The organism is Plesiomonas sp. PI-19 (genome assembly GCF_021368255.1).
Classification (GTDB): domain Bacteria; phylum Pseudomonadota; class Gammaproteobacteria; order Enterobacterales; family CAMTGL01; genus Plesiomonas; species Plesiomonas shigelloides.
This window is the reverse complement of the sequence record NZ_JAJNMQ010000001.1, coordinates 1,554,942-1,581,128: the sequence shown is the minus strand read 5'-3', so window position 1 is coordinate 1,581,128 and position 26,187 is coordinate 1,554,942. Positions and strand designations below refer to the sequence as shown.

Genomic DNA, 26,187 nt, shown 5'->3' with positions numbered 1-26,187 from the left:
TGATTAATGACAACTGTGAATTTTCTTCAGATCGTCCGCCGAAGCTGAAGGTGCTGGCGTGGCAGCGCGATTTTTCATGCGCTGATCGATCATGTATTTGGCCGCCAGCATCAAACCTAAGCCGATAAATGCGCCAGGAGGTAAGATAGCCAGCAGGAAACTGTTATCCAGATGGAAGACCTCAATGCGCAGCACTTTGGCCCAAGAGCCCAGCAGTAAATCGGCACCATCAAACAGCGTCCCTTTACCGATGATTTCACGCAGGCTTCCCAGCACAAATAAAGCTAAGGTTGCGCCTAAACCGGTAGCGAAACCGTCTAGTGCCGAGTCGGCCACGTTGTTCTTGGCGGCAAAGGCCTCGGCACGCCCGATCACGATACAGTTGGTGACGATCAGCGGGATAAAAATCCCCAGTGACTGGTACAGTCCAAATGCATAGGCGTTGATCAGCAGCTGTACTGCCGTAACCACTGATGCGATGATCATGACGTAAATCGGGATCCGAATTTCACTCGGCACCCACTGGCGAATCGCTGAAATCACTACGTTAGTACAAACCAGCACCAACATGGTGGCCAGACCGAGCCCTAGCGCGTTGGTCGCGGTTGAGGTCACGGCCAAAAGAGGGCACAGGCCGAGCAGCTGAACCAGTGCCGAGTTATTTTTCCACAGACCTTGAACGAGAATGTCACGTGAATTGTTCATATACACTCCGGTGATGCTGGCCGTGAATTATTCGCCACAATCAGGTTGCTGAGTAAACAGCGCCTGACCATGGTGACGGACATAAATCAGCGTGTTCTTCACGCCACCGACAACGGCGCGTGGGGTGATTGTCGCGCCGGTAAATTGGTCGAACATGCCGCCATCTTTGCGTACCGCCCAACGTGGGTCGTTATCGTCATGCAGCACTTTGTCTTTAAAGCTTAAGATCCAATCAGAGATCCGCAGATCAATTTTATCCCCTAAGCCCGGTGTTTCATGGTGTTCGAGGACGCGAACACCCAAGGACTCGCCACTGAGAGTTGCGCCAACCATCAACTGAATCGCACCGGAATAGCCGTTCGGCGCGGTGCTTTCGATAGCCAGAGCCACTGGTTTGCCATCTAAACGCGCCAGATAGGCTTTGTGTGGGACGGCTGAGCCGAGCAGGGCGGGATCAGTCACCATGACACACTCTTTGAGAGGGTCATTGTTGTACAGGTTAGACGGCAATACCTGATTGAGCAGGATCTTTTGCTGCTGCTTGGTTTGTTCGGCGATGCGATCTGCCGTAAGCAGATTGACGACCACGACAGTGCCAACGGCAATTAAAGCAAAGACGGCCAGCGTAATACCGTGCCGGCGCATGGTTGGTAACATGGAGACTCCTTAGCGTCCGTATACGCGTGGCTGGGTATAGTGGTCAATCAGTGGCACTGCCATGTTGGCGATAAGTACGCCAAAGGCGACGCCGTCGGGGTAACCGCCGAGTGTCCGGATCAGGTATACCATCAGTCCGACCACGGCACCGAAGATCAAACGACCGCGGAAGGTCGTAGATGCGGTCACCGGATCGGTAGCAATGAAAAACGCACCGAACATGGTTGCACCTGAGAACAATTCAAACAGCGGCGTGCCGCTTGCATCAGGCGCGACCAGCCAACCGATCGTAGAGGCAATGGTCAGCGTCAGCAGGAAACTGACGGGGATCATCCACTGGATGGTTTTGCGGTACAGCAGATACAGACCACCGAGCAAAAAGCCGACGTTAACCCACATCCAACCTAAACCGGCAAAACTGCCAAAGATCGGTTTTTGCATGATTTCGTGGGCAGTCAGACCGTTTTTCAAGCTGGTTTTCAGCGTGTCGAGCGGGGTGGCTTGTGTCACGCCGTCGATGTCCAGCATCAGCTGATGCAACGTATTCCCTTCACCGGTATGGCCGGTGAAGATGACGTTCAAGCAATCCATAAAGCTGACTGGTTCGCTTTGTAATCCCAGTACCGGTAACCATGAGGTCATCTGTACGGGAAAGGAGATCAACAAGACAACATAGCCCACCATCGCTGGGTTAAACAGGTTTTGCCCTAAGCCACCGTACAGCTGCTTGGCAATAATGATGGCAAACAAGGTACCGATGACAATGATCCACCAAGGTGCGAGTGGCGGGATGCAGATCCCGAGCAACAGACCGGTCAGTGCTGCCGTACTGTCTTGTAGGGTTTTCCACACTGGCTTTTTGCGTAGCAGCAGCACTGCGCTTTCTGCGAGTACGGCCACCATGATGGCTAATAGGATTTGGATCAGGTTACCCCAGCCAAAGAAGTAGCACTGCGCAGCGACACCCGGAATACAGGCAAGCATCACCTGCCGCATTATGACGTTAGTGCTGCGGTGGTTATGCGTGTAAGGGGAGCTTGCTATTTTGAAAACCATTTATTCCTCACTCGCCTGAGTTTTTGCTTGTTCCTGAGCCGCTTTACGCGCTTTAGCGCGAGCAATGGCAGCCGCTACCGCGGCTTTGCGTGGATCAACCGCTTCCGCAGTGGCATCGCTTGGCGTTGCCGTGCTTTCGGCATTTGGCTCTTCGGTTGCCGGTTCGCTGTGATTAACGACGGCAGTTGCATCCACACCTTGCTCTTGCGCGGCTTTACGTGCTTTAGCGCGAGCAATGGCAGCCGCTACAGCCGCTTTACGTGGATCAACCGCTTCCGTAGTGGCATCGCTTGGCGTTGCCGTGCTTTCAGCATTAGGTGCTACAGTTGCCGCTTCACTGTGATTAACGGCGGCTGTGGTATCAGTACCTTGCTCTTGCGCGGCTTTACGCGCTTTAGCGCGAGCAATGGCCGCAGCTACCGCCGCTTTACGTGGTTCAACGTTTTCGGCAGTGGCATCGCTTGGCGTTGCCGAGCTTTCAGTATCAGGCGCTACGGCTACCGGTTCGCTGTGATTAATGGCGGCCGTGGTATCAGCACCTTGCTCTTGCGCGGCTTTACGTGCTTTAGCGCGAGCAATGGCAGCAGCTACTGCGGCTTTGCGTGGATCAACTGCTTCCGTAGTGGCATTGTTTGGCGCTGCCGTGTTTTCAGCATTCGGCGCTTCGGTTGCTGGTTCACTGTGATTAACTGCGGCAGTGGTATCAGCGCCTTGCTCTTGCGCGGCTTTACGCGCTTTAGCGCGAGCAATAGCAGCAGCTACTGCCGCTTTGCGTGGATCAACGGCTTCCGTAGTGGCATCGCTTGGAGTTGCCGTGTTTTCAGCATTCGGTGCTACGGTTGCCGGTTCGTTGTGACTAGCTGCAGCTGTGGTATCAGCACCTTGCTCTTGCGCGGCTTTACGCGCTTTGGCTCGGGCAATAGCTGCGGCTACCGCCGCTTGGCGTGGATCGGTGTTCTCACTGCTGTCTGCTACACCAGACGCTGGTGCCGTTGATGACTCCACATTTTGTTGCGCAGCTTTACGCGCACGCTGTTCTCGCGCCAGTTGTTTGCGCGCTTCGCGTGCGGCTGCCATGGAGTCATCTGCAACCACAGGGGCACTTTCAGCATTCGGCGTCAGTGGACGTAATTGTTGAATCGGTTGTGCATTAGCTGACGGTACTGTTGATTCTGGCGCGGCGCTTTGTGCTTGTTTGGCTTTAATACGCGCCAATGCTGCTTGAACCGGATCAACACCTTCGCTGCTGGTTTGTGAGGCGCGACGGGCTTGCGCGGCTTGTTGGGCACGCTGTTCGCGCTCTTCTTTTTCGCGTTGCAGACGTTGTTGCTTGGCTTCAAAGCGCTGTTTAGCGATTTCAGACTTACGCTCTTCGCGGCGAATCTCCCACAGCTCTGCTTTTTCTTGGCGGTAGTACTGCACCAGCGGGATGTTGCTCGGGCAAACATAGGCACACGCACCGCACTCGATACAATCCATAATGTTGTATTGGCGTGCTTTGTCATGCTCTTTACCACGGCTGAACCAGTACAGTTGCTGCGGCAGCAGATTAACCGGACAGGCATCCGCACAGGAGCTGCAACGGATACAGGCCTGCTCGGCATGCTCTTCGCCAAATTCTGCAGCGCCCGGAGCTAAAATACAGTTGGTGATTTTCACCACGGGAACATCCAGATGCGGCAAGCTAAAGCCCATCAGTGGACCACCGATGATGATCTGACCATTCCCGGCGGTGCGGCGATAACCCGCGTGGCTTAGCAGGTGCTGCACCGGCGTACCTAAACGCGCCCAAATGTTACCTTTGTCGTGAATGGCATCACCGGTCAGGGTAACGACACGCTCGATCAGTGGTTCGCCTTCGATAATGGCGCGCTTAATGGCAAAGGCGGTACCGACGTTTTGCATCAACACACCGATCGCTGAGGAGTGTTTGCCTTTAGGCACTTCCATCCCCGTGAGGATCTTGATGAGTTGCTTGGCACCACCAGACGGATATTTCGTTGGAATAATGCGCAGCTGAATATCTTCGCTGCCATCAAGGCTTTTACGCAGGCTTTCGATAGCCAGACTCTTGTTATCCTCGATACCAATGACCACCTGCTCTGGGCGCAGAATATGGCGCAGGATCCGAATCCCTTCGATGATTTCATCGGCGCGATCTTGCATTAAACGATCGTCAGCGGTGATATAAGGCTCACATTCTGCGGCGTTGATTATCAGCAATTTGATCAAGTTGGCGCCGCCGGTGAGCTTGGCCGCGGTAGGGAAGCCTGCGCCGCCAAGACCGGCAATACCTGCCGCTCGAATCTTGGCAATCAACTGCTCAGGGGTGAGCAGATGGTAATCTTCAATCTGTTCGCGTTCGACCCACGTGTCGTTGCCATCTGGCTCAATCACCACGCAAAGATCGCTGAGTCCAGAAGGATGCGCGATGGTGCGCGGCTCGATTGCGACAATCGTACCAGAGGTCGGGGCATGAACGGGCAATACGCGTCCGCCGCCATGATACTGCGTCAGCGGCTGTCCTTTGAGAACCTTTTCACCGGTTTTAACAATCAGATCGCCAGCTTGACCTGCGTGCTGTTGCAGTGGCACGACATAATAGGGGGCCAGATCGATTCGGCGAATCGGAGTATTGTTGGATTGTGACTTCATTTCCGGCGGATGGATCCCACCGTCAAAATCCCAAATACGGCCGCTCTGAATGGCCTTAATCACACTGGACATAACTTAACTAACGACCTTTACTGGAATGGTGTTCAGATCCCACTTCCATGTGTCGGGGGTCACACTGACCGGCTGCATTTCAATGCAATCCGTCGGGCAGGGGGCAACACACAGATCACAGCCGGTGCAGAGATCAGAAATAACGGTATGGACTGACTTAGTCGAGCCGATGATGGCATCAACCGGACAGGCCTGAATACATTTGGTGCAGCCGATGCACTGTTCTTCGTGAATAAAGGCGACAAATTTGCGTGGCTCGGCATTCTCTGCATTCGCATCTGCGGCAGGAGGCTCAACGCCCAGCAAGTCAGCAATTTTCAGTACAACCGCTTCGCCACCTGGGGCGCACTTGTTGATTTGCTCACCATTGCTGACCGCCTCGGCATACGGGCGGCAGCCAGGATACCCACATTGCCCACACTGGCTTTGCGGTAAAATTGCATCTAGTTGATCGACGATCGGATCGGCTTCAACTTTAAATTTGATGGAGGCGAAACCCAGTAATACGCCAAACAGCAGCGCTAGCCCGATCAGTGCTAACACGGCCCAAAACAGAGTCATCATTTTTTATTTAACCAGTCCGGTAAAGCCCATAAACGCCAGCGACATCAGTCCGGCGGTAATCAATGCAATCGATGAGCCTTTAAAAGGGGCCGGAATATCGGCCAATGCAATACGCTCGCGCAGTGCGGCAAACAAAACCAATACCAGAGAAAAGCCCACCGCAGCGCCAAAGCCATACACGATAGACTGCATAAAGTTATGAGCCAGATTGGTGTTCAGCAGCGCGACACCCAGCACCGCACAGTTGGTGGTGATTAGCGGCAAGAAAATGCCCAACAGGCGATATAACGCAGGGCTACTTTTGCGCACCACCATTTCGGTGAACTGCACGACAACGGCAATAACCAGAATAAATGAAAGGGTACGCAGATAACCGATGCCAAACGGGATCAGAATAAAGCGATCCATCAGGTATGAGCACACCGATGCCAGCGTCATAACAAATGTGGTGGCTAAACCCATTCCAATGGCCGTTTCCAGCTTTTTGGATACGCCCATAAAAGGACACAAGCCGAGAAACTTGACCAAGACAAAGTTATTAACGAGCACTGTTCCGATGAGCAGCAAAAGATACTCAGTCATCCGGTCTACCTTTCATGATAAAAAACCGAGGTATTATCAGCAATTATAACTCTGCCGACAACCGGACAATCGATTTCGCCCTAATAAGCGGACAAGAAACACGCACCATAAAGGCACGTGTTTCTTAGGGGAGCGGCTGAAATTATGATAATTATCAGTTTATTAACTTACCATACGTAGCAATTCGGAATCTTGCACCGGTTTAGGCTTCGCCACGATATAGCCTTGAATCGCATCTACTCGCAGATGCGCTAGCATGGTTTTGTCTTCCTGCTTTTCCACATTTTCTGCAATGATTTTGCTGCCTAAACGGTGCAGCGTATCGATAAATAAACGTAATACCTGCTGCAAAGATTTATTGGCTTCAATATCACGGGTATATCGTGGGTCGAGTTTCACAAATGATGGCTTATAACGTGACAGTAACGCTAACCCATCGAGCTGTTGACCAAAATGACACAAACATACCCGCACCCCATGTTGGTGCAGTAACGTGATCAGTTTGCCGGCATTGTCAGGGTAGGTCTGGATTGCTTCCGTTTGGATCTCCATCACCAAGTGTGGCGTGACGGCAGGGTTTTTCTCCAGATACTGGGTTAACCAGTGTAAAAACTGTGGCTCGTTGATGGTATGAAAGCCTAAATTAACCGCTAAAACTCCATCACCTTTGAAGCCTTGCAAAATGCTGGTGATCTTGGTCAGCAGCATCATATCCAGCTGTGCCATACGACCATGATATTCGGCCATCGCGATCACTTTGTCGGTCGACATCGCCCCTTTGGAGAAGGTAAAGCGCGAGAACAACTCATGGTATTTCGGCATGCTGTCGTTCACGCTCAGCGTGGTCTGGATATTGAACTCCACATCCGCATTGGCGATTTGCTGATCTAACTCGCTAAACCAGTCATCCACTTGAGGCTGTTCGGTATGATCGACTTGCCAGCAGCGATGGGGCAGTGATGAGACAATGCGCAGGCTCTCTTCTGCTTGAGTCAGTGCGGCACCCCACTGGTTGCCGTAGAAAGAGATAAACGCGATATTGGCGGCTCGTGTGATTTGGTGGCGTTGCGCCAGTTGTTCCAGCGCTTGGGCGCAGCGCTCAGCAAGACGCTCGGGTTGCTCAATTTGGTGCGCCGAGGCGACCCACGCAAACATCGCACCTTCAAAGCGGTATAACTGTCCAAGAGGCAGACCATGCAGAGTTAATTGTTCTGCGATCTCTTGAATGAACAGATCGCCGAGTTTGGATCCTCCGCGTTGATTAAGCTCAGTCAGTGGCGTGGCGTGGATCAGCGCTAACCAGTGCTTAGCCCCGTTTTCAGGCAGTAACGAGAGCTGATGAATGAAACTCGCACGATTTGGTAAGCCGGTGAGTGGGTCGCGGTTCACGTCTTTAGCAATCAGGTCGAGGCGATGCTCCAACTCGGTTTTTTCTTGTCGCCAACCTTGCGCATATTTTGCCGCTAATTTCGCTTCTGGAATTTCGCCGGCACTGGCAGCCATATTCAGACTTTGCTCCAGCTTAATCAAACGTTCAGAAGCGTTTTTCTGGTTTTGCATTATTTCCAGAGTGAGTAATGTGCCACAAATAAGCAATATTGCAGGAATGCTAATGCTTAAAGACAATGAATATGCACTTTGAATATAAACAACACCTGTGGTTAACACAAAACACAAGAGAGCACGCCAAATAGCAGCTGAACGGGACAGGGCTATATTCATCGAATTCATTTTCTCTTTAACAGAATACAGATGATTTTATTATATCAGCCTATTGAGCTTTATTATTTTATGCCCTGAATTGTTGCGTGACGTAGCTCGCAAACTTCTCTGATATTTTTCAAGGATATTACATATCAGCCCGTCACGATATGATGTGAGCCCAAAAATCCTTTTTTCTGTCGCTAGCCGTTTGTCGGCTTCGATTAAATGCTGCTAGCGCTAGCCGATGATGTGCAGTTGCTATTGTCGCGCTGTCTATTTCGTGAGCCGTTATCCAATTTCCCTTTGTGGGCTGTAACAAAACTGTAAAGCGAGAGAGTGATTGGTTGCTTTGGCGTGGTTTGTCAAGCCTTAAACTGTCGCGAAGACGGATTTTATCAACTGATTAATTTGTTGATATAAAACAATATTTATTGTGTTGACTTCTGTTTTTTTCTGTTGTTCGCCAAAAGTTATCCACTAAATCTGTGGATAAGTGTGTGGGCTATATTTAGACAATTCCATACAGCCCACGTTTTCTCTGGGTTAAGACACCTCGACACTTTTTGTCAGACACAGCTGTAAGAACGAGGTGAGGGACGTGTAATTTTTCTGTGATGTAGCGCACAGCAGTGGCGTCTTTTTGACCCTGCGCTGTCAGTATACAGACATGCATGTCAGCTGTGTCTGCTAACCCGTTAGTTAACGCGAAAAGTAATCGGTTACAGCGCCGAACAACAAAATAAAGAGGGAACTATTTGATGGTAAATTGAGCAGGTGATTAAGCAAAGGTTGGCCATCGCATTATGTTTATGGGGGCAAATGAGCGCTACTGTTTATTGCTCACCAATTTTGAGTTCTGTTTTTTGTTCACTAAAGGGCAAACTCAATAAGTAATTATGGGTAATAATTACGCTTTAATGACAGCCATATTTAAATTAGATAACGCGCATGATTGCATATCGAATAATGCAATATTGTAGAAAATAATAATTCGTACATTGCCCTGCGTAAGGTTTATCTATAACAGGATTTCCTCTCAACTGTTTTTGACTGCGCGCAGATGTGCAGAAGCAGATGTGCAGAAGAGGATAAGAGAAAGAGATTACAAAGGCACTGAGTGTGTAAAACGCACCGACGAGGCTACGATTTGGCCGCAGAAATTTCCCTGTGCGGGCTGTATTCGGGCTTTTTTCATCAGTGGCTCGCCAGGGTAAGGTTTGTGGGGATGCTGCTGGCTGAGCAAATCATCGCGCCGTCTAAATCAGCGATGGGATAGCGCTCGAATTTCTGCGGGGAGCCGCGCATAATACCGTTATATCCGAGACAAACGAGATGATATAGCAGGTAGGTATGAGTAAAAACTTTGAGCTGGTATCTGAGTTTGCACCCGCAGGCGATCAGCCGGAAGCGATCCGCCAGTTGATCGATGGCCTCGATGCAGGGCTGGCGCACCAGACCTTGCTGGGGGTAACCGGCTCCGGTAAGACCTTCACCGCGGCAAATGTGATTGCTAGCCTTAATCGGCCCACCATGATCTTGGCGCCGAATAAGACCTTGGCCGCTCAGTTGTACGGCGAGATGAAAGCCTTCTTCCCGCATAACGCCGTGGAATACTTCGTTTCCTACTACGACTACTATCAGCCAGAAGCTTACGTGCCGAGTACCGATACCTTTATCGAGAAAGATGCATCGATCAACGATCACATCGAGCAGATGCGTTTGTCTGCCACGAAAGCGCTGATGGAGCGACGTGATGTGGTGGTGGTGGCTTCGGTGTCGGCGATTTATGGTCTGGGCGATCCTGATTCCTACCTGAAAATGATGTTGCACTTGCGCCGTGGCGATACGCTGGATCAGCGTTTTATCCTGCGTCGTTTGTCGGAGCTGCAATACACCCGCAACGATCAGGCATTTCAACGCGGGACTTTCCGTGTGCGTGGTGAAGTAATTGATATTTATCCGGCAGAATCAGACGAGCATGCGGTGCGTGTGGAGCTGTTTGATGACGAGGTTGAACGCTTGTCATTGTTTGACCCGCTGACAGGGCAAGTGCAGCAGGATGTTGCGCGCTATACCGTGTATCCAAAAACTCACTATGTAACACCCCGCGAGAAGATCTTAGAGGCGATCGAGAAGATCAAGGTCGAGCTGGTCGAGCGTAAGCAGGTCTTGCTGGATAACAACAAGTTGCTGGAAGAGCAGCGCATCAGTCAGCGTACGCTGTTTGATATTGAGATGATGAATGAGCTGGGATATTGCTCGGGCATTGAAAACTATTCGCGCTACCTTTCTGGCCGTAATCCGGGCGAGCCGCCTCCAACCTTGTTTGACTATCTACCTGCCGATGGCTTGCTGATTATTGATGAGTCACACGTTACGGTGCCGCAAATTGGCGCTATGTATAAAGGTGACCGTTCGCGTAAAGAAACGCTGGTGGATTATGGTTTTCGCCTACCATCGGCGTTGGATAACCGTCCGTTGAAATTCGATGAGTTTGAGGCGCTGGCTCCGCAGACCATTTATGTATCGGCCACGCCGGGGGCGTATGAGCTGGAGAAATCTGGCGGCGAGGTGATCGAGCAAGTAGTGCGTCCGACGGGCTTGCTGGATCCGGTGGTGGAAGTGCGTCCGGTAACCACTCAGGTGGATGATTTGCTGTCGGAGATCCGTTTGCGCTCGGCGATTAATGAACGGGTACTGGTTACTACGCTGACCAAACGCATGGCCGAAGATCTGACCGAATATCTGGAAGAGCATGATGTGAAGGTGCGCTATCTGCACTCAGATATTGATACTGTCGAGCGGATGGAGATCATTCGCGACCTGCGTCTTGGCCTGTTTGACGTGCTGGTGGGAATTAACCTGCTGCGTGAGGGGCTGGATATGCCGGAGGTATCGCTGGTCGCGATTCTGGATGCGGATAAAGAAGGCTTCTTGCGCTCCGAACGTTCATTGATTCAGACTATTGGTCGTGCGGCGCGTAACCTTAACGGTAAGGCGATTTTGTACGGTGATAGGATCACGCCATCAATGGCGCGCGCTATTGGTGAAACAGAGCGTCGTCGTGAGAAACAACAAGCGTTTAACGAACGTAACGGGATTACGCCGCAAGGGCTGAATAAAGCCGTGGCCGATATTCTGGATGTCGGAGGGCGCGTTAGCAATAAAGGTCGCCAGAAATCCAAAGGCCGTAAAGTGGCCGAGTCTGAGGCTAGCTATCAGGTGCATTCGCCAGCAGAAGCAGAGCAGAAGATGCGAGAGCTGGAGCAGCAGATGTATCAACATGCGCAGAATCTGGAGTTTGAGGAAGCGGCGGCGATCCGCGATCAGCTGCAGGCACTGCGAGAGGCGTTTATCAAAACCTCTTGATGCGTGATGTGTGAATAGTGAGACGCATAAAAAAGGCATTGTTGGTTATCCCGACAATGCCTTTCTTTTATCTGCTGTCTAAATGTCAGTGGGCTTAAGCGTTAATGTGCAACATCAATTCAGCGGATTGATTTGCAGTGCTTGCTCGATCGCCTGCTTGAGCAAGTTGCGATCGTGACGATACGGAATATCGTCAGCTTCCAATTGAGTTTGAACGATGCGACGTTTTGGACCATCCTCATCACGCAACACGCTGACATCAATATGCGGACCGACAATCACACCAGTAATGCAACGACGGCCAATGTGGCGCTCGATAATCTGCAGTTTCTCCGCGATATTCAGCTGTGCCGCCGGACTGTGCTCTTTGGCCAGATTGCCGATATACAGCACATGGGCTGCGGTGGCGTTAGACAGCGCAGTTGCGATCTCACGGTTAAGCAGAGGCGGCAGCAGGCTAGTCATAAAGCTGCCCGGGCCAATTAAAATCAAATCAGCGCGTTCAATGGCGGTAATGGCTTCACGGGTGGCACTGACTTCCGGCACCAATTGCAGTGATACCGGTAATTCGGTGAGTGCATCGATATTGACCTCACCAAACACGGACATACCATCGGCACAGACGGCGGCCAAGTCGACAGGTTCTTCCGACATCGGGATGATGTGCGCATCCACTTTCAGTAAGCGGCGCACCAGATTGATGGCATCTAACGGGCGGACGCTCAAGTCATCCAGCGCCTTGAGCATCAAATTCCCCAGATTATGGCCAGACAGTTCACCTTCGCCGGCAAACCGATATTCAAACATGGCTGACGCAATAGTCGGTTCAGTGATCAACTGGTTAATACAGTTACGGGTATCTCCCCATGCGATGCCGCCTTCAGAGGTGCGGATCCGGCCGGTGGAGCCGCCGTTATCGGTGGTAGTGACAATACCGGTAAGGCGGTGACCTAAAAAGCTCAGCGACGAGAGGACACGGCCTAGACCATGTCCGCCACCAATGGCTACCACATGGTTCAGATCTGCAAGCATCGGGTTACGCATAAGTTTTATTATTTCTTGAAGAGGTAAGAGTAAAGATACTCGAAGTGGCGTAACCTTAAAAAACAATCCGACAAAACACAATCCAGAATATTGATTTACCGCACGTTCTGCCTTGTATCTGCCGGTTATTTAATCCGTTCGTTGGGCAATAATTCCAGATGGCCTTCGGCATCGAAATACCAACCCTTGATAATTCCATGTGATGACATGTCCTGAAATCCGGCTAATACCTCTTTAGCTTCGACAAGAGCTTCGGCATCGCTGTAACCATGCATGCGCTTGAGATATTTGGCAATGTCGGTGAGACCGGCAGACTCAGTGATATTGCTCATGGTGTTTACCTCCAAGACGGTGATGGAGTAAATCGAGGGCGTTATTGTGAGTTAGTATGATCGCAATCAATCAGATTGCCAGTCAGCGCACCAGAATATCTCTTTTAATACAGTCTGTTAGGTTATAAAAAAACAATGCCGACCTGAAGGCCGGCATTGTTTTAACGTAAATTGTTTTAGCGCAAAATGCGTGGGTGACGTTTATTCTTTTTCCAGATACAGCGTTTGACTTGGGAATGCCATATCTGCGCCGCGAGCGTGCACGATATCGATGATATCCAAGTACACATCTTGCTGAACTTTCAGCCAATCCGCCCACACCGTGGTTTTGGTGAAGCAATACACCATGATGTTGATGGAGGAGTCCGCGAACTCGTTCATGTACACCAGCAGTGTCTGGGTGGTATCGATATCCGGATTGTTCTGCAGCATGGTGCGGATGTCATCGACAATCACGCGAACCAACTTGGCGTCTTCATAGCGCAGGCCAATCTCGGTTTTGATGCGGCGGTTAGTCATCCGCCCCGGGTTTTCCACGCTGATAGACGAAAATACCGAATTCGGCACATACAGCGGACGATGGTCGAAGGTATTAATCTTGGTTAGACGCCAACCAATCTCGGCTACGGTGCCTTCAATATTGCGGTCTGGCGAGCGGATCCAATCTCCCACATTAAATGGGCGATCGAAGTACAGCATGATGCCAGAGAAAAAATTGCTGATGATGTCTTTACCGGCCAAACCGATGGCGATACCGCCGACACCACCGAAGGTCATCAAACCAGACACGCTCAGGCCAAAGTGTTGACCGGCCATCAGAATCAGGATCAGCACGGTCACGGATTTCAACAGGCGTGAAATGGCCTTGGAGGTCGTGATGTCATTGCCTTTGGCGATCAGTGAGGCCTCGATTTGGCTAATCAGGGCAAACACATACTTAATGGTGATAGCCGAGAGCAAGATAACATTCGTTGTGCTGATCCAACCGGTGTAGAGCTCGGTAAAGTGATGCAGCAGTAAGTAAATGATCTCGGTAACCGTGAGCGCGATGATGCCCCATAGCACGATAGAAGAGATGCAGGTGATCACTGCGGTGACCGTTTTGCGTCGATGACGGCCACTGTGCTTACGCTTGAGGAAAAAGAACCATAAGGCCAGAGCGGCCAGTGAGATGACTGCCAACGTGGCAAGGTCAATCATGAATTTGGAGTGAAACAGGGAATAAACCGAACTCATATCTGTCTAGTAGTCTTAAATTTGTGAATGTTATTTACTGGTATCTGATATGTCACTTATCAGGCCGGGATCGGAAAATACCTGCGACTGAAAAGGGTTTATTCTAGCGTCTGGTTTTTAAAATAAAATGGAAGAAAGGATAAGATTTGTAAAGTGCGAAAAAGTCTGCGGTAGTAGAGTACTGCAAAGATCAAAAAAACAACATGCTGCTATCAAATAGATTACTACGTTCATTCTTATATGGCCTTAGCGGATACCGTTCAGAGGCGAGCAGTATAGCGGAGTGGCGTGAATGCAGGCTTTTTGAGAGATACAAATCCGGTAAACAAGTACGTCAAAATATGACTTCATTGTCTAATTATGAGCCGCATGATTATTTCCTGTGAGGTAAGTGAGTTAGCATACTGATAATCAAGGGGGATTTATAAAATCCGCATATTTGTTTTGCCCGTTATTATCAATGCTGTGATGATGAATATTGTGTTTTAGAATGAAGTTATCGCTATTCAATTGGCATGATTAATTAATCATAATCGGCATAGTATTTTAATTTTGCGATGGGATACATGTATGCGCGTAACCCCTTGGTATCAGTCTGGTGTAAGAAATTCGTTGATATCGTGTAAGCACAAGAGGGGCTGTGCATAATGCTGAAGAAAACAGCCTGCGTTTCTTCCATGTTGTCTTATCGAGTATGTGCTATGTGTGCTGCTTTACACCGATAAGTTGCTTACGCAAGGCTGTATGTGATGAACCTGTGAGGGCTGCAAGCCTAATTGGCCATTGGCGCAGGTTGATCTGGGGTTACCGATGACTCATCGCTGCTGGAGGAGTCGGAATAATCGGATTCGGCACCACTGCTGTCATTACAACGCTCAGAGCCACTCCATGGTGTGTCATTGTCATCGGTATTGCGTACATTAGTGCAAGGCTCAGTGCTGTTGTCTTGTGTCTGTTCTGGTTCGGCGGCAAGTAAGTTACCAGAGAGCCCAAGCAGTAATGCTAGGCTGAGAGCTGCATATTTCATCATTGATTCTCCAGTAAAAACGGCTAAGGGTGTACCGCAGTGCTCCGTCTCTTTTGGGTAGAGAAAAAAGTGACTCAGCAAGAGGCGTGAACTCACGGAGCGGCATAGATCAGTATAGATAGGATGTAGCGTTTTATCCCAAAACATAATGGAACGTTGTGTTTTAATGCTGATATAAAGAGAGTGATAGAGCCTGTAACCTTACTTTAGTCGGCATTCGAAGTAAGCCTGCCATTGAGCGAGTTGTGTATCAGTTGTGTAGAGAGTCGGTAATTGGTCGGTAATCGTAGGCAGTGGACGATAGAAGTGCGCCATACGCTCAGTACTACAGACATCTAGCGAGACATATCCCGAGATAGCGGGACATCGGTCGATACAATAATTGCTATTGATAATCATTATCATTTGATGTGTAATGCAGATCTCATGCAAGGGAGATCGGCTCATGACTACATTACCAGTTGCAGTACCCGCACCTCGGCGGGCTAGAAAAATCAAACTCGCTCTGATGGGGCCTGCTTTTATTACCGCGATTGGCTACATCGATCCGGGTAACTTCGCCACCAACATTCAAGCCGGCTCTACATTTGGCTACCAGTTGCTGTGGGTGGTGGTATGGGCTAATGCCATGGCGATGCTGATTCAGCTGCTTTCTGCCAAGCTGGGTATTGCAACGGGTCAGAACTTAGCCGAGCACATTCGAGCAAGCTACCCGCGTCCGCTGGTGTGGTTTTACTGGATTCAAGCCGAGCTGATTGCCATTGCCACTGATTTGGCTGAATTCATCGGCGCCTCAATCGGTTTCAAGTTGTTATTTGGTGTATCGCTGTTTGATGGCGCAATTTTGACCGGTCTTGCTACTGTATTGATTCTGGCTTTGCAGCAACATGGGCAAAAGCCGCTGGAAATCGTCATCGGACTGTTTTTAATGTTTGTGGCGGGGGCTTATGTCTGTGAGTTGATTTTCTCCCGCCCAGATATCGCCGAGTTGGGCTGGCACATGGTGAAACCACAATTGCCGGATCAAAACGCACTGGTTTTGTCTGCCGGTGTATTGGGGGCGACTATCATGCCGCACGTGGTATACCTGCACTCAGCGTTGACCCAACGGGGCAGTCGTGAAGATCGCAAAGAGCGTTATGCAGCGACTAAAATGGATGTTGCGGTTGCGATGACCATCGCCGGTTTTGTGAACATCGCCATGATGGCGGTAGCGGCTGCGACTTTCTACTCTGCTGGTCACACCGGTATTACGGAGTTGGAGCAAGCGTACCAGACTTTGCATCCATTGCTGGGTGAAGCTGCGGCAGTGATCTTCGGCTTAAGTTTGGTTGCGGCGGGTTTGTCATCCACCGTGGTGGGGACTTTAGCTGGACAAGTGGTGATGCAGGGCTTTGTGAACTTTAGCATTCCACTGTGGGTACGCCGCGCGGTGACTATGCTGCCATCTTTTATCGTGATTTGGTGTGGGATGAACGCTACTCACGTGTTGGTGATGAGTCAGGTATTCCTCAGCTTTGGTATTGCACTGGCCTTGATTCCATTGCTGCGCTTTACCGGTGATCGCCAATTGATGGGGGATTTAACTAACAAGCCCCTGACACAAGCCGCTGGTCGTCTGATTGCGGTAGTGGTGATTACCATAAACTTGTATCTGCTGGTGACTACGTTTACCGGATTTAGCGGCTTTTAATGCCCAAATGAGGCACAGATAACGTACAAAGCGCCACTCCTAACGCGTTAAGTTCCATCCAAAGCCGCACAGCATGAGGTGCGGCTTTTTCATTTTCGGCTATTGATTTGATAAAGCGCAGTAATCGCCTGAATTGCTGTATAAAACAGCACTTGCCCTAAGAGAGTGTGATTACCAAAACAATATTCCACATTCTCATTGTCAGTTCGGGGACGCTTTATTTACAATGCGAAGAGACGTTATTTTATTGTGGTTATGTCGTAACGCACACTCAACGCAGTGGACATTGCCGCCAAAAACTCCGAAGCCGCTTTTGCCTACGTTCTGCAGCAGGCTGACTCATTCAGGCACACAGAATAGGGCATGACGGCCGTAGCACAGATGATGCTACCGGGTTCGGTGAGAAATTACCGGGCCTCCCGACATTGGAAAGGTGTTTTCAGGTGCAGCAACTCAAAGACACGTTTGACCGCGGGTTCTATTACCTGCGTTTGTCGATCACAGATGTCTGCAACTTTCGTTGCAGCTATTGCCTGCCGGACGGTTATCGGCCGCAGGCGAATACCTCATTTCTGCGCGCCGATGAAGCTCGCCGGATTGCTCAGGCCTTTATTGCGCTGGGCACAGACAAGATCCGTCTGACCGGTGGAGAGCCGACATTGCGTCGCGACTTTATCTCTATCGCCTCTTCAATTAGCGAATTGCCGGGTTTACGTGCCTTGGCGGTGACCACTAATGGCTATCGTATGGCCCGTGATGTCCCGCTGTGGAAAGAGGCTGGCATTACGTCGGTGAATGTCAGTCTAGACAGTCTCGACCCACGCCAATTTCATCAAATCACCGGTGAAAATCGCTTTAGCCAAGTAATGGCGGGCATTGATGCCGCTTTCGATGCCGGCTATCCGCAAGTGAAAGTGAACACCGTGCTGATGAAAGGCTTAAATGATCATCAGCTGGATCAGTTTCTGGCGTGGATCCGCCATCGTCCGTTGCAGTTGCGTTTTATCGAGCTGATGCAAACCGGCGAGATGACTTCGCTATTTCGTGACCATCATATTTCTGGCGCGGTGATCCGCGACAAGCTGCTACTCAATGGCTGGCAGCTTAAACCGCGCAGCTACAATGCCGGTCCGGCGCAAGTCTTTACGCATCCCGATTATCAGGGCGAAGTTGGCCTGATCATGCCGTATGAGAAGGATTTTTGTGCCAGCTGTAACCGGTTACGGGTTTCGGCGACCGGAAAACTGCATTTGTGCCTGTTTGGTGATGATGGCATCCCGCTGCGTGATTTGCTGGAGGATGACAGCCAATTACCTTTACTGCGCCAACGCGTGCAAGATGCTCTACTGCATAAAAAGCAGAGCCATTTCTTGCATGAGGGCAATAGCGGTCAGACACCACATTTGGCGTCGATCGGCGGGTAAGTCGTGCATGTCATTGCCGCTGTCGGTAGTCAGTCAGGCTAGCGCTGAATCAAGCTTTAAAAAACACGATAAAACCCGATTTAAAACCAAGTAGATACAAAACGCAGTGAATAAAGCGTACTGAATAAAAACGTACTGCAAAAAGTCATGATCGGGCAGGCAAGGCTGCCTTATCACACAACATCGCATTCATCATGAAGGAGTTACCCATGGGACACGCCCACGCTGAATTTATGCCAGCCAGCATTGCTGTACTGACTGTGTCAGATACCCGCACCGAAGAGAACGATACCTCTGGCCAGTATCTGGTTGAGGCGGCGCTGGCCGCAGGACACCGTCTGGCAGACAAGCGCATCGTGAAAGATGACGTGTACCAGCTGCGCGCTGTGGTTTCACAGTGGATTGCCGACCCAAGCGTGCAGGCTATTTTGGTCACCGGCGGTACCGGTTTTACTTCCCGCGATTCTACCCCAGAGGCACTGCGCCCACTGTTTGATAAAGAAGTGGAAGGCTTCGGTGAGTTGTTCCGTCAGATTTCTTATCAGGAAATTGGCACCTCTACGATCCAATCGCGTGCGCTGGCCGGTTTTGCGAACCACACTGCCATTTTCGTGATGCCGGGCTCTACGGGCGCTTGCCGTACTGCGTGGGAAAAGATCATTGCTGATCAGCTGGATGCGCGTCATCGCCCATGTAACTTCATGCCGCATCTGCAGCAGTAATTTCGCCTACACGTAAAAGGACAGGAGCATGACTCAATTAACTCACCTGAACGAACGGGGCGAAGCCAATATGGTGGACGTTTCAGGTAAAGCGGAAACCGTGCGTGAAGCCAGAGCGCAAGCCTGCGTTGAAATGCACGCAGAAACGTTGGCCATGATCGTGGAAGGGCGTCATCCGAAAGGGGATGTGTTTGCCACCGCGCGTATTGCCGGCATCATGGCCGCCAAACGTACGTGGGAACTGATCCCACTGTGCCATCCACTGCTGTTATCCAAAGTGGAAGTACAGCTGGAAGCCCAGCCAGAGCGTAATCGGGTGAGAATTGAGAGTGTGTGTCGTCTGACCGGCAAAACCGGCGTAGAGATGGAAGCGTTGACCGCCGCCTCGGTGGCAGCGCTGACCATCTATGACATGTGCAAAGCCGTACAAAAAGACATGCAGATCACCGATGTGCGTCTGCTGTCTAAAACCGGCGGTAAGTCCGGGACATTCACCGCGGAGGCATCATGATTCGGGTGTTATTTTTTGCGCAGGTGCGCGAGTTGACCGACACCGGTGAAATTGAGGTGGCTGAAACCTATGCCACGGCTGAATTATTGCGTGCGGCTTTGGCGGCGCGGAGTGAGCGCTGGGCATTGGCGCTCGATAAAGAAAATCTGCTGGTGGCTGTTAACCAGACGCTGACGTCATTGTCTCACCCGCTGCAAGACGGGGATGAAGTGGCCTTTTTCCCACCGGTTACTGGAGGTTAAGCAGATGCAGGTACAGGAAACCCGAATTCGGGTCAGTGAAGACGATTTTGATATTGCCGCCGAATACACGTGGCTAAATCAGGACGACAGCTGTGGCGCGGTGGTGACCTTTACCGGCAAAGTGCGCAATCACAGTCAGCAAGGCAGCGTGAACGGCCTGCACTTGGAGCATTATCCGGCGATGACCGATAAAGCCCTGCACGACATTATCAGTGAAGCGCGTGCACGTTGGCCGTTAGGTCGTGTCAGCCTGATTCATCGCGTGGGTGAGCTCGGCAGCGGTGAGCAGATTGTGTATGTCGGGGTCAGCAGTGGCCACCGCTTGGCGGCATTCGCGGCAGCAGAATTCATCATGGATTATCTCAAGGTGCGGGCACCGTTTTGGAAAAAAGAGCAGATGCCAGACGGCGCGCGCTGGGTGGAAGCCAAAACCAGTGATCAGGAGGCAGCACGCAGATGGCAAAGCGAATAAGCACACAGGTGATCTACAACAGACTACACAAAGGGCGCGTTGCGGCCAGCACATTGGCTGTGGTGGCGCTATTTAGCCTGTCACCGGCGAATGCGGCCACGTTGAAAGTGGCGGTTGCGGCGAACTTTAAGCCCACATTAGAACAGTTGGCGACGCAATTTCAGCAGCAAACGGGCGATCAGGTTGCCATCTCGTCAGCCTCCAGCGGTGTGCTATATCAGCAAATTGTGAATGGTGCGCCGTTTGATCTGTTCTTGTCGGCGGACAGTGAACGCCCAGAGCGTTTAGAAAAGGAAGGGCGGATAGTCTCTAACTCGCGCTTTACTTATGCTCGTGGCCAGTTGGCGCTATGGAATACCGGTACACCAGTGGGGACCGATCCTAAGCTGTGGCAGGGGAAATTAGCCATCGCGAATCCACGAACGGCGCCTTACGGTGCGGCTGCGCAATACTGGTTAGAGCAGAATGGGGCGTGGAATATTGCCGGCCTGACGCTGGTCACCGGAGCCAATATTGCCCAGACGTATCAATTTGTGCAAACCGGCAATGCGCCCATGGGGCTGGTGGCTTATCCGAATGTGAAAATGGCCCATCCGCAAGGGCAAGTTTGGTTGCTGCCCGCCGATGCGTACCCGGCCATTGAACAGCAGGCGGTGATTCTGGCCTCGAGCTCGCAGCCGAAGGCGGCCAAGGCTTTTGCCGACTTTCTGCGTAGCGATGCCGCCCGTAGCCTGATTGAGTCGCATGGCTATTTGGCGCAGTGAGGTAGCGCGCGTGGGAGGCGATGATGTCGGAGGCTGATTGGCTGGCGGTTCGTCTTACCTTACGGCTGGCCGCGACCACCACGTTGATCTTGATGCTGCTGGCGCCATCGTTGGCGTGGTGGTTGGCGCGAAGTCGTTCGCGTATTCGTCCGCTGATTGAATCATTGGTCGCCTTGCCCTTGGTGCTGCCGCCGACAGTGCTGGGTTTTTACCTGCTGCTGGCCTTCTCACCTCGCTCATTGCCCGGTCATTGGTGGCTGGAGATGACTGGCCATACTCTGGCGTTTTCATTCACCGGTTTGGTGCTGGCTTCCGTGATTTATTCGTTGCCTTTTGCGGTACAACCCTTACAAAGCGCGTTTGTGAATATGGGGGATAAAGAGCTGGAAGCGGCGGCAACTCTCGGTATGGGGCGTTTGGCCCGTTTTCGCCATATTGTGGTGCCGATGGTGCTACCGAGCTTCATCATCGCTGCAACTTTGAGCTTTGCCCATACCTTGGGGGAGTTCGGCGTGGTGCTGATGATTGGCGGTAATATTCCCGGTCAGACGCAGGTGCTGTCGATTGCGCTTTTTGATCATGTGGAAGCGATGGATTACCAAAGCGCACATTATCTGGCCGGTGGGCTCTTACTGTTTTCCGTGGTGCTGCTGACTTTGGTGTATGGCGTGCTGCAAAAACGTCAGCAAAGGCGGTTTCAGTAATGTTGCAGGTTGATATCACGCATACGCTGCCGGATTTTAGCTTGCAGGCCGCCTTTACACTGCCGGAGGAGGGAATCCACGGCATCATCGGCCACAGCGGTGCCGGTAAAAGTACGTTGCTGCGCATTCTGGCGGGTCTAACTCCGGCGCAGCAAGGTCAGATCTACTGTGGCGAGGTGTGCTGGCAAAACGGCACGCAAAGTTTACCGCCCGAGCAGCGTTCGGCAGGCATGGTGTTTCAAGATAGCCGTTTGTTTCACTGGTTAACGGTACAGGAAAACCTGCAACTGGCCGCGCGTTTTGCGAAACGAAATAGCCCTGAACCGGCGCAATTGGCCGAGCGACTAGGGTTTAGCGCGTTGCTGGATATGCCCGCCCGAGCGTTATCCGGCGGGCAAAAACAGCGGGTGGCGCTGGCTCGCGCGTTGATGGCCACGCCACGCTGGTTGTTGCTCGATGAGCCTTTGTCAGCACTCGATCATCATGCACGTCAGCTTTTACTGGATGAGATTGCCGCCTTAAGTCGTGAACTGGCTTTGCCGATGTTGTATGTCAGCCATACGATGGAAGAGGTCGTCACGCTTTGTCGTCAGGTGGTGCTATTGCATCAAGGCCGCGTGGAAGCCACAGGCTCACCGGTGAGCTTATTTGCCGATCCGGCGCTATCACTGGCGCAGCACCCTGATGCGGCTGTGCTGCTCGAAACCACTGTCAGTGGTTATGATCATGATGGACGACAAATCTTAGCCAGCTGTGGCGGCCAAACTTTACGTATCCCCGGTGATATTCGAACGGATGCGCGTTTACTGCTGCGCGTGATGGCGCGGGAAGTGATCTTATCGCGCGCACCTTTGCACGGCTCAAGCCTGCAAAATGCCTTACAGTGCCAAGTGACTTGTATCGGTCTGCCGCAACAGGGCATGGTGATGGTGCAACTGAGCTGTGCCGGACAACCGTTGCTGGCACGTATTTCCTATCGCGCACTCAGTCAACTGGACTTGCATTTGCACGATACCGTATTGGCTTACATTAAAGCTGCCGGTTTGGTGGATGGAGGCACTGTCTAGCAAGCGAGCTCGTGAATTAGCGAAATAGTAAAAATCATCCAATTAGCGCACTAAACGCTCTAGGGGATAAGGGCATTCAAGGGAATATAAGCGCTCTAGGAGATAAGGGATAGAAGATAGCCCCAAGAGCGCTAATTGGTTTAGGCCTGCGCGGTATTAATCATCGCTGTATTGATAGAGCGATTAAAGTGGTGCATCGCCACCACAAACATCACACTGCGGATTCTGATTAAGCTTCATCTCTCGAAACTGCATCATCCGCGCATCCACCAGCAGCAGACGACCGGTTAACGGCGTTCCCATTCCCGTGAGCAGCTTGATGCATTCGGTCGCTTGTAGGCTGCCAATCAGTCCCACCACGGGCGATAAGATCCCATTTTCCATGCAGCTACCGGCATGTTCACCAAACAGACGGCTCAGACAGCGATAGCAAGGCGTACCCGGTGCGTAGGTGAATACGCTGACTTGCCCTTCCATCCGAATCGCCGCGCCAGATACCAACGGCACACGATGTTGCGCGCACAGACGATTGAGTTGATTGCGTGTTAGCGCGTTATCGGTGCAGTCCAACACAATCTGCTGCTGGGCAATTAGCGCAGATAAGTCATCATCCTCTAATTGTGCGCAAATGGGCGTCAGCTGCACGTGCGGATTGATACCCTGCAGGCTCTGCGCGGCAGATGTGACTTTGGCTTGGCCGATCCGCGCGTCAGTATGCAGAATCTGTCGCTGTAGGTTAGACAGAGACACATGATCAAAGTCTAGCAGCGTCAGGTGACCGACGCCCGCCGCCGCCAGATATTGGGCTGCCGCACAGCCCAAACCACCGAGACCGACAATCAGCACTGACGCGCCTTTCAGTGCTTCTTGCCCAGCAAAATCACATTCGCGCAGCACTATTTGCCGATTGTAGCGCAGCTCTTCTTCATGGCTGAGCGTAATGCTAGGGGCGTGTGGCGTTGAGTTAGCATTGGTATGCGTCATCAAGCTCAGCCTCCCAACAGGGCGTTAAACGGCTCGACAGTAACCCATTCTCCGGCCGCGACCGCGCCACGCTCTTGCTCCAGCACGATAAAGCAGTTACCGCCGGTAAATGAGCTAAATACATGCGAGCCTTGATGACCGGTGCTGGTGACGCTCAACTCAGTTTGGCCGGTGTGTGGATTCACTTGGCTGCGCAAAATTCCGCGTTGGAAATCCAGTCGGCCCGGCGTTTTTTTCAGGTTGCTGTCGCAGCGAACCTGAAAACGCTGTGGCGCTTGGTAAGCCGTGTGGCCACTTAAAGCGGCAATCAACGGCTGCACCAGTTGATAGAAGGTGACGGCCGCAGATACTGGATTGCCCGGTAAACCACAGAACCAAGCGTGCTGCAAACGACCAAAGGCAAAGGGTTTGCCCGGCTTAATGGCCAGCTTCCAAAAACCGATATCCCCAGTTTCATCCAAAATTTCTTTGGTGTAATCCGCTTCACCAACGGATACGCCGCCGGAGGTGATCACTAAATCGGCATTGTTATCGGCTTGGTGAAATGCGTTACGCAGTGCTTGCGGATCGTCAGCGATAATTCCCAAATCGAGGATCTCGCAACCGAGCTTTTCCAGCATTAAACGGATGGTCAGACGGTTGCTATCGTAAATCTGGCCATTTTCCAGCGGTTGGCCCGGTTCACGCAGCTCATCGCCGGTCGAGAAAATCGCCACTTTCAGACGGCGACACACCTCGACCTGTGCAATACCCAGTGAAGCCAACACCGGTAAATGTGGCAATGTCAGTTTTTCACCTTGTGCGACCACGGCATCGCCACAACGAATATCTTCGCCAGTACGGCGAATATTCTGGTTCAGTCGTACCGGCGCGGTGAAGCGAATACCTTGTTCTGTACTTTCAGTCTGTTCTTGCATGATCACTGCATCACAGCCGTCGGGAATGGCGGCGCCGGTCATAATGCGGACACACGTGCCTGCAGGCCATTCATCGGTAAACGGTGCACCAGCAAACGCTTTGCCCGCTACGGGGAACTCAGCCTGTTGTGCCAGTTCAGCAGTGCGTACGGCATAGCCATCCATCGCCGAGTTATCAAACGGCGGAACGCTGAGCGGAGAGGTGACGGGACGTGCGGTGATCCGATCCAGCGCTTGCTCCAAAGATACCTGCTCGGGTGTGCAAACGCAGGAAACGCGCTCCAGCATCAGTGTCAGGGCCTGAGATAAGGTACGCAAACCGGGGGTAGAACAGCAATCCATGTGATACTCCAGCGTCGTATCCGGCCGGTCTGATGCCTGCCGGGAAAAAATGATGCGTTATTATAAAGCACAGCAGGCTGCTTGCGGGAGCGCACAGTAAAAAAGCTGTGTGCTAGCAGCGGTTACCGTCACCGACTACGCTTGATAATGTGTATTTCGTAAGAATGTATTAATGCTCTACAACAGAGTAGGGCTCACAGATGATATTTGTTATCATATGCGAATAAGAACAGCTGTCTTACCTGCTGAGAGATGATCGGTGGATTTGCCGCAATACCCTGACTAAATGCAAGGTAGATTTTTTCTCAGTAATGTTTATGCTTCAGAAAGATGCTTATCTGAAGCGTTTTATAAACGGATAGGTAAAAAAACTCTGGCTGCGTAAATATCATCCTAAAACGAACGAAAGCAGCCGTTAATGTGGAGAACCGTTATGTCATCGCTAACTGAAGAGGCTATTAAGGTTCGGGCGGCTCTGGAAATGCATGGTTTGGAAACACCGATGCAGCAGAGTGGTCTGGATAAAAATACCCGTAAAGCGCAAATCCAGCATCATATGACGGAAGTTATGCGTCTGTTGGAATTAGATCTCGGTGATGACAGCCTGTGTGAGACTCCGCGTCGCATCGCCAAAATGTACATGGACGAGATCTTCTCCGGTTTGGATTACGCCAACTTTCCGAAGATCACCACCATTGAAAACAAAATGCACGTGGATGAAATGGTCACGGTGCGTGATATCCACCTGACCAGCACCTGTGAACACCATTTCGTGACTATCGATGGTGTGGCGCACGTGGCTTATATCCCGAAAGATAAGGTGATTGGTCTATCTAAGCTCAACCGCATTGTGCTGTTTTTTGCCCAGCGTCCGCAGGTGCAAGAGCGTTTGACGCAGCAAATTTTGGTTGCGCTGCAAACGTTGCTCGAAACGGATGATGTGGCGGTTTCTTTAGATGCCGTGCATTACTGCGTGAAAGCGCGTGGGATCCGCGATTCCAGCAGCTCAACGCTGACGATGGGGCTAGGTGGCGTATTCAAAACTGAAGCTAGCCGTCGTCAGGAATTTTTGAGTTCAGCGCGTCGCTAATCCCCGTTGCAGTAAGCGCAAAATATGATTAGCTGCAATTTCAGGCCATTTACGTGTATAATGGCCTGAGTTGCTCAAATACGTAAGCTAAATACGGCTCTATCACTGACGTTAACCAGGTAAACTGGCTAAATAAGTTAAGATAGTAAGTCAAATAGCAAGTAAGCTAAGTACGTAAAAAGGCGCACATTTGCGCCTTTTTTGATCTGTACTCACCGTTAAAAACGGTTTACTGAGCGGGCAGTCTAGCTG

At 51.3% G+C, this 26,187-nt stretch carries 24 protein-coding genes and 1 riboswitch; of the genes, 11 read left to right on the top strand and 13 right to left on the bottom strand.

What is annotated here, in order from left to right; all coding sequences use genetic code 11:
* Nucleotides 1–3 precede the first annotated feature (3 nt).
* From LQ901_RS07215 to LQ901_RS07185, 7 genes are all read right to left on the bottom strand, one after another.
* Nucleotides 4–705 carry an electron transport complex subunit E gene (locus LQ901_RS07215; RefSeq protein WP_010861770.1) on the bottom strand — a complete coding sequence of 234 codons (702 nt, stop codon included), beginning with the start codon at nt 703–705 and terminating at the stop codon, nt 4–6.
* A gap of 27 nt (nt 706–732) precedes the next feature.
* Nucleotides 733–1,362, bottom strand: coding sequence for an electron transport complex subunit RsxG (rsxG, locus tag LQ901_RS07210; RefSeq protein WP_010861769.1), 630 nt, complete (start codon nt 1,360–1,362; stop codon nt 733–735).
* 9 nt (nt 1,363–1,371) lie between these two features.
* Complete coding sequence (gene rsxD / locus LQ901_RS07205) at nt 1,372–2,418, bottom strand: electron transport complex subunit RsxD (RefSeq protein WP_152135878.1); 1,047 nt, start codon at nt 2,416–2,418, stop codon at nt 1,372–1,374.
* Nucleotides 2,419–5,145, bottom strand: a complete 2,727-nt coding sequence (gene rsxC, locus LQ901_RS07200) for an electron transport complex subunit RsxC (RefSeq protein WP_152137234.1) — start codon at nt 5,143–5,145, stop codon at nt 2,419–2,421. It abuts the gene before it with no gap.
* A gap of 3 nt (nt 5,146–5,148) precedes the next feature.
* On the bottom strand, nt 5,149–5,709 hold the full coding sequence (gene rsxB / locus LQ901_RS07195; RefSeq protein WP_010861766.1) for an electron transport complex subunit RsxB: 561 nt from the start codon (nt 5,707–5,709) through the stop codon (nt 5,149–5,151).
* Nucleotides 5,710–5,712: 3 nt separating this feature from the next.
* A complete protein-coding gene (rsxA, locus tag LQ901_RS07190; protein ID WP_010861765.1) occupies nt 5,713–6,291 on the bottom strand; it encodes an electron transport complex subunit RsxA in 579 nt (192 codons plus the stop codon).
* Between the two features lie 162 nt (nt 6,292–6,453).
* Nucleotides 6,454–7,851: an EAL domain-containing protein gene (locus tag LQ901_RS07185; RefSeq protein WP_170919654.1), complete on the bottom strand. Its 1,398-nt coding sequence runs from the start codon at nt 7,849–7,851 to the stop codon at nt 6,454–6,456.
* 1,494 nt (nt 7,852–9,345) lie between these two features.
* Here LQ901_RS07185 and uvrB point away from each other — a divergent pair.
* Nucleotides 9,346–11,364 carry an excinuclease ABC subunit UvrB gene (uvrB, locus tag LQ901_RS07180; protein ID WP_116546084.1) on the top strand — a complete coding sequence of 673 codons (2,019 nt, stop codon included), beginning with the start codon at nt 9,346–9,348 and terminating at the stop codon, nt 11,362–11,364.
* A gap of 114 nt (nt 11,365–11,478) precedes the next feature.
* Here uvrB and yvcK read toward each other — a convergent pair whose 3' ends face one another.
* From yvcK to LQ901_RS07160, 4 genes are all read right to left on the bottom strand, one after another.
* On the bottom strand, nt 11,479–12,408 hold the full coding sequence (yvcK, locus tag LQ901_RS07175; RefSeq protein ID WP_039045311.1) for a uridine diphosphate-N-acetylglucosamine-binding protein YvcK: 930 nt from the start codon (nt 12,406–12,408) through the stop codon (nt 11,479–11,481).
* 125 nt (nt 12,409–12,533) lie between these two features.
* Nucleotides 12,534–12,740 (bottom strand): hypothetical protein, encoded by a 207-nt coding sequence (locus tag LQ901_RS07170; protein WP_010861761.1) that lies wholly within the window; start codon nt 12,738–12,740, stop codon nt 12,534–12,536.
* Nucleotides 12,741–12,941: 201 nt separating this feature from the next.
* Nucleotides 12,942–13,976, bottom strand: a complete 1,035-nt coding sequence (locus LQ901_RS07165; protein ID WP_010861760.1) for a mechanosensitive ion channel family protein — start codon at nt 13,974–13,976, stop codon at nt 12,942–12,944.
* 772 nt (nt 13,977–14,748) lie between these two features.
* Nucleotides 14,749–15,006, bottom strand: a complete 258-nt coding sequence (locus LQ901_RS07160; protein ID WP_064977606.1) for a hypothetical protein — start codon at nt 15,004–15,006, stop codon at nt 14,749–14,751.
* A 442-nt stretch (nt 15,007–15,448) separates the two neighbouring features.
* Between LQ901_RS07160 and LQ901_RS07155 the strand changes: the two genes are divergently transcribed.
* The 9 genes from LQ901_RS07155 (at nt 15,449) to modC (ending at nt 22,602) form a co-directional block, all read left to right on the top strand.
* On the top strand, nt 15,449–16,696 hold the full coding sequence (locus tag LQ901_RS07155; protein ID WP_010861758.1) for an Nramp family divalent metal transporter: 1,248 nt from the start codon (nt 15,449–15,451) through the stop codon (nt 16,694–16,696).
* Between the two features lie 287 nt (nt 16,697–16,983).
* Nucleotides 16,984–17,148: riboswitch (molybdenum cofactor riboswitch) on the top strand.
* Nucleotides 17,140–18,120 carry a GTP 3',8-cyclase MoaA gene (gene moaA, locus LQ901_RS07150; protein WP_115150309.1) on the top strand — a complete coding sequence of 327 codons (981 nt, stop codon included), beginning with the start codon at nt 17,140–17,142 and terminating at the stop codon, nt 18,118–18,120. It overlaps the preceding riboswitch by 9 nt.
* 209 nt (nt 18,121–18,329) lie before the next feature.
* Entirely contained in the window at nt 18,330–18,842 is a 513-nt protein-coding gene (gene moaB / locus LQ901_RS07145) for a molybdenum cofactor biosynthesis protein B (RefSeq protein WP_010861756.1), read from the top strand.
* A 28-nt stretch (nt 18,843–18,870) separates the two neighbouring features.
* Nucleotides 18,871–19,353 (top strand): cyclic pyranopterin monophosphate synthase MoaC, encoded by a 483-nt coding sequence (gene moaC / locus LQ901_RS07140; RefSeq protein WP_047707926.1) that lies wholly within the window; start codon nt 18,871–18,873, stop codon nt 19,351–19,353.
* The gene (gene moaD / locus LQ901_RS07135; protein WP_010861754.1) at nt 19,350–19,595 is read left to right on the top strand and encodes a molybdopterin synthase sulfur carrier subunit; all 246 of its coding nucleotides are present in this window, start codon (nt 19,350–19,352) and stop codon (nt 19,593–19,595) included. The genes moaC and moaD overlap by 4 nt, the downstream gene beginning before the upstream one ends.
* A 4-nt stretch (nt 19,596–19,599) precedes the next feature.
* Nucleotides 19,600–20,067, top strand: coding sequence for a molybdopterin synthase catalytic subunit MoaE (gene moaE / locus LQ901_RS07130; protein ID WP_064977607.1), 468 nt, complete (start codon nt 19,600–19,602; stop codon nt 20,065–20,067).
* Nucleotides 20,052–20,831 carry a molybdate ABC transporter substrate-binding protein gene (gene modA, locus LQ901_RS07125; protein ID WP_082935495.1) on the top strand — a complete coding sequence of 260 codons (780 nt, stop codon included), beginning with the start codon at nt 20,052–20,054 and terminating at the stop codon, nt 20,829–20,831. Before moaE ends, modA begins: the two co-directional genes overlap by 16 nt.
* A 23-nt stretch (nt 20,832–20,854) precedes the next feature.
* On the top strand, nt 20,855–21,535 hold the full coding sequence (gene modB, locus LQ901_RS07120) for a molybdate ABC transporter permease subunit (protein WP_010861751.1): 681 nt from the start codon (nt 20,855–20,857) through the stop codon (nt 21,533–21,535).
* On the top strand, nt 21,535–22,602 hold the full coding sequence (gene modC, locus LQ901_RS07115) for a molybdenum ABC transporter ATP-binding protein (protein ID WP_064977608.1): 1,068 nt from the start codon (nt 21,535–21,537) through the stop codon (nt 22,600–22,602). Before modB ends, modC begins: the two co-directional genes overlap by 1 nt.
* 183 nt (nt 22,603–22,785) lie before the next feature.
* Here modC and moeB read toward each other — a convergent pair whose 3' ends face one another.
* Together moeB and moeA are read right to left on the bottom strand one after the other, a co-directional pair.
* Nucleotides 22,786–23,586: a molybdopterin-synthase adenylyltransferase MoeB gene (gene moeB, locus LQ901_RS07110; protein WP_233672110.1), complete on the bottom strand. Its 801-nt coding sequence runs from the start codon at nt 23,584–23,586 to the stop codon at nt 22,786–22,788.
* Between the two features lie 5 nt (nt 23,587–23,591).
* A complete protein-coding gene (gene moeA / locus LQ901_RS07105; RefSeq protein WP_233672109.1) occupies nt 23,592–24,845 on the bottom strand; it encodes a molybdopterin molybdotransferase MoeA in 1,254 nt (417 codons plus the stop codon).
* Nucleotides 24,846–25,278: 433 nt separating this feature from the next.
* Here moeA and folE point away from each other — a divergent pair, with 433 nt between their 5' ends.
* Complete coding sequence (folE, locus tag LQ901_RS07100; protein ID WP_010861747.1) at nt 25,279–25,935, top strand: GTP cyclohydrolase I FolE; 657 nt, start codon at nt 25,279–25,281, stop codon at nt 25,933–25,935.
* Nucleotides 25,936–26,187 lie beyond the last annotated feature (252 nt).